3 protein-coding genes and 1 pseudogene are annotated in these 4,202 nt (G+C 66.7%); 1 reads left to right on the top strand and 3 read right to left on the bottom strand.

Annotated elements, in window-relative coordinates; genetic code table 11:
- Positions 1-30 precede the first annotated feature (30 nt).
- The 3 genes from VGH54_RS06765 to VGH54_RS06755 are packed head-to-tail and all read right to left on the bottom strand — an operon-like array spanning position 31 to position 3,786.
- Positions 31-414 (bottom strand): DUF6262 family protein, encoded by a 384-nt coding sequence (locus VGH54_RS06765; RefSeq protein ID WP_331511169.1) that lies wholly within the window; start codon positions 412-414, stop codon positions 31-33.
- Complete coding sequence (locus VGH54_RS06760) at positions 404-2,689, bottom strand: tyrosine-type recombinase/integrase (RefSeq protein ID WP_331511168.1); 2,286 nt, start codon at positions 2,687-2,689, stop codon at positions 404-406. The genes VGH54_RS06765 and VGH54_RS06760 overlap by 11 nt, the downstream gene beginning before the upstream one ends.
- Complete coding sequence (locus tag VGH54_RS06755) at positions 2,686-3,786, bottom strand: site-specific integrase (protein ID WP_331511167.1); 1,101 nt, start codon at positions 3,784-3,786, stop codon at positions 2,686-2,688. Before VGH54_RS06755 ends, VGH54_RS06760 begins: the two co-directional genes overlap by 4 nt.
- 95 nt (positions 3,787-3,881) lie before the next feature.
- On the opposite strand from VGH54_RS06755, the pseudogene VGH54_RS06750 reads away from it, so the two are divergent.
- Positions 3,882-4,004, top strand: a pseudogene (locus VGH54_RS06750) (ATP-binding protein); the annotation flags it as partial.
- Positions 4,005-4,202 lie beyond the last annotated feature (198 nt).

Raw genomic sequence — 4,202 nt, 5'->3', positions numbered from 1 at the left:
GCGTGGACAGGTGTCTTTGACGGGTGGTTGTCACCTCGGCCCCCGATCTCGGAGTTGGCCGTGTAGTTGTTCGACAGCGTGCCGGAGCTGTCCGTTCTCCTGGCGGAGTTGAGCAATGCGCTGATGGGCCAGATCGAGTCGGCGCTTGAGTGAGTCGAGGCTTGCCCGGCTGGCTGCCGGAGAGCGTGGTGGTCGTGCTGGCGCTGCTTGGTGCAGTTGCTCGATCCGGTCCCGCAGTTCGGGCTGGGTGTAGATCCATGAGCGTGACACACCCGCGTTCGTTGCGAGGCTCGCGACGGTGACGGTGTCGCCGCGGGCTGCCATCGCGGTGAGGGTGTCCTGCGCTCGCTGCAACGTCTGCTCGGATCGGCGTCGTGCGTTCGCGGTCAGGCGTTCGATCTGGTCAACCGACATCGGGGGCCTCCTTCGTGATGGTGGCACCGGCGCAGCCGCATCCGACAGCGGAGCCCTGGCAGCAAGGCGGCTCGGCGGTGAGGCCGGTGAGGCCGGTGAGGCCGGTGATGATCGCTAGCAGGTTCGTCTCGACGGTGCGGTTCATTTCGACGACGCGTTCCTGACCTCGCTGTTCGGCTTGGCTGATCAGAGCCCGAGTTGCTTCGAGCTGACGGCGATGTTCGGGCAGGAACTCAGCGGTGGTGACGAAGACTGGGCAGGTCAAGCATGCGTTGGCGTACTGGCAGCTCTGCTGCGGCGGCAGGGTGCAGTAGCCGTTCGGCAGCGCCATCTTGGCCCGCGCGAGGTTGTTCTTCATCCAGACCGCCTCGGCCATCGGCCCGCTGTCCGCGGCGAGCGCCTGCCCGCTGACGTTGACCTTCCGCGCGCGTTCCCATTGCTTGCGAATGGTGGTGTCAGCCAGCCGCGCATAGTGAGCGGTCATCTGATGCGAGGAGTGATCCAGCAGTCGCCGCACCGTCTCCTGCGGGACCTCCAAGTTGATCAGGCGTGTCCCGAAGGTATGTCGCCACTGGTGCGGCGTGACGTGGACAGGCTTGCCGAGCTCGTCGCGGATATCGCAGTCGCGCAACCATTCGATCAGCTCGCCGCGGAACGTGGCGGTGCTGAACGGCTGGTGGCCGTCCGGGTTCCGTGTCGGCCGTGGGAGCAGGAACGTCGCGGACGGAAGTTCGGCGACCACCGCCTGCTGCTGGCGGCTGATCGCGTCGGCCACGTCCACCTCGATGGGCACGAACGCTTCGCGGCGCATCTTGTGGTTCTTGTAGTGCAGGTATGGAGCGCCGTGGACGTCGCGGACGACGCAGTCCAGGGCGAGCTTGCATCCGTCGCCGACTCGCAGACCGGTGCTCATCAGGATGCGGACGATGAGCCGGCCGCGTGGGTCCTTGAACCGGGCGAGGTTATCGGCGTGTTCCAACTGGGCCATGACCGCTTCAGACAGGGCCCGCGGCTGGCTCTGGTTCAGCCGCGGGTAGTCCTCGCGGTAGAGGTCGACGTGGGCATCCAGCCCCGGTTCCCAGCCATGTTGGCGGGCTGTCCGGAGCAGACTGGCGACCGCGCTGATATAGCAGGTGCGTGTCTTCGGCGACGGGTATTGAGTGGCGAGGTGCGCCAAGTGAGCCTCGATCAACTCGCGGGTCACCGCCTGCGGCCCGCGCTGCAGCGACGGGAACGACTGCGCGAACAGCGTGATCGCGCGCACGTCCAGGCGCACCGCGCCGATGCTAATCCCGGTCGACAGCCGCCAGCGGATCCAGCGCTTCGTCAATGCGCGCAGCCATGGCGCTTCGATGCCATCGAAGCGCAGTTGGCCGTCCCGGCTCGGATATCCGATCCGACGCAGCAGCCAGACGTCACGGGGGTATTCCTCGTCCCACCCCACGCCGTCCATCAGGTCGTGTAGGTAGCTGATCGCGTCGAGCAGGAACCTGCGCTCGATATAGCCGCGCTCGCTGGAGTAACGAAGGTAGGTGGTCCACTGCTCCGGGGCGCGGTCCAGCAGCGAGGTAGCGCCCGCTCGAGGTAGCGCGCGGATCAACCGCAGGATGCTTTCGGGGCGGGTCTTGGTGCGCCGCTCGTCGACGCGCCGCTGGATCGCGTAGGCGATCTCCCACCGCATCGGTGTCGGCAGCGCGCGCAGGTCGAACTTGTCGCGCCCCCAGAACATGCAGTGCTCGATCCACTCCTGGACCGGCGGGCGGGCGTGGCGGATCCATCGACTGCGATGAACTTGGCAGAGTCCGGCCGCGCCTTCGGCGTCCAAGGTGCAGGTAGGAAACACGCATGCCGGTGCCGCCGGCAACGGACCGCCACCGCCTCCGGCGGCGATCCACGCACCGCGCTCGGGCCGTCCGGCCTGCTCCCATCGGACGGCATGGGAATGACACAGGTCGTGCTCGCATAGAGCGCGGCGGCAGGTAGCGATCGCGCACTTCCGCGGTTCCTGCAACCAGCGGGTGTTCGCCGTGATCGATGCCGCCCACGAGTCGATGTCGGGGCGACCGTCGGCGTCCCAGCGCTGGTAGTGGCGGTTGCACATGCCCTGGTGCACCGCGACGCGGTCGCAGACAGCGGCGACGCAGACCGGCCCGCCCGTCACCGGGTCCGTTGGGTCGACCAGGATGACCGGCGCCGCGAACTCCGGCCGCAGCAGCGTCTGCAGCCGCGTGGGCAGATCGTCGTGGGCCGGACGAGCCGGCGCCAGCCGGGTCACGGTGTCACCTCGGCCAGCACGCCGGCGGCCACCAGAGCGCGGCGGGCATCCTCGATACCGAGGTGGCTATAGGTGTCGACCGTCGTGCTGACACTCGCGTGGCCGAGCAGATGCTGCACCACCTCGACCGCGACGCCACGACGAAGCAGGTCGGTGGCGTAGCTGTGTCGGAACTGGTGGGGCGTGAACTCGATGCCGGTCCGACGACGCAATCGCCGGACGAGCCGATCGACACTCGGGTAACTCATCGGCCGGCCGACCGGCGCAGCCCAGAGGTTCACGAACACGTAGTCACAATCCAGCGAGCCGTACTCCTCGTGCAGGTAATCGCTATAGAGCCGGATCAACGCCGGATCCACAGGCACCTCGCGTGAATGGGTCTTCGCGCGAGCCCGGTTGATGTTCACCCGCTGCTGGACCACCACCACCCGACGCATCGCATCGACGTCCTCGTGCCGCAGGCCGAGAGCCTCGCCAATACGAAGCCCGGTCCCGCGCAACAGTGACAGCAGGAACCTGTCACGCAACCGGTCGCACGCACCGACCAACGCTGTCATCTCCGTGAAGGTCAGCTCGCGAGGCAGGCGACGCTCGCTGCGCAAGGCGATCACGCGGCGCCGCTCTGGCTTGTCGCCCAGATGCGCCAGGAACGGCCGCCAGGACCCACCACGTCCGCCTGGTCGCCACCGTGTCAGCAGTTCGTGCAGGTCGATGCCGTGGCGGTGGTGGAACTTGTAGAACGAGGCGATCGCCGAGATCTTGCGGTTCACCGTCGCCGCCGATAACCCGCTCTCCACCCAGGGCAGAGCTGTCACCTGCCCGTCGCGAGCGGCCCCGCTCAGTCGCAGCCAGGCGACGAATCTGCCGAGGTCCTCCAGAACTACGGCATCCCACGCGATCCCTCGTGACTCGAGGAAGGTGAGGAAGTCGCGCAGGTCGTGGGCATACGCGCGCACGGTATTGGGTGACCGCTCGATCGCCGTCAGATGCGCGAGGAACCGATCCGCGCAATCAACGACATCGCCCTCCCGCACGACAGTCGAGGACTCCACGCCGGACGGCATCAGCACACGTTGAACCCGAACCGAGGTCGTCATCGACACGGGAAGATAAGTCGTCCACGACAGCACCGACCGCAGGCCCGCCACCCCGTCACGGACGCTTCAGACACTCGACATGCAGTAGTCAGATAACCGCCGCCATGATCGACCGCCTCGTCCACCACGCCGAAGTGATCGCCCTCAAAGGCGACAGCTACCGACTCAAAGACCGCGACCTCGGCCGCGTCCCCGCCGCCAACCCAACCGACGAATGAAGATCCAACCGATGCCAGGGGGTCAATTTTCAGATGCCGTCAGGGGGTCAGTTTTCGGGCTCTGGCACACATTCCGTGGTCTGTGCTGCTCAGTTAGCGAGTAGGACTCGGCGGCGGAGCAAATCGAAGTTCGCCCTGCCGTACATCTGTCGCTTGATCGCTTTGATCCTGGTGACGTTTCCTTCGACCGCGCCGCTG

This window comes from Mycobacterium sp. (genome assembly GCF_036488105.1).
Lineage (GTDB): Bacteria > Actinomycetota > Actinomycetes > Mycobacteriales > Mycobacteriaceae > Mycobacterium.
Note: the sequence above shows the minus strand (reverse complement) of the source record. Positions and strands in the feature narration are given on the sequence as shown.

Excerpts from the sequence above, each read along its gene's own strand:
- VGH54_RS06755 (WP_331511167.1), bottom strand. The coding sequence starts at position 3,786 with ATGACGACCTCGGTTCGGGTTCAACGTGTGCTGATGCCGTCCGGCGTG.
- VGH54_RS06765 (WP_331511169.1), bottom strand. The coding sequence starts at position 414 with ATGTCGGTTGACCAGATCGAACGCCTGACCGCGAACGCACGACGCCGA.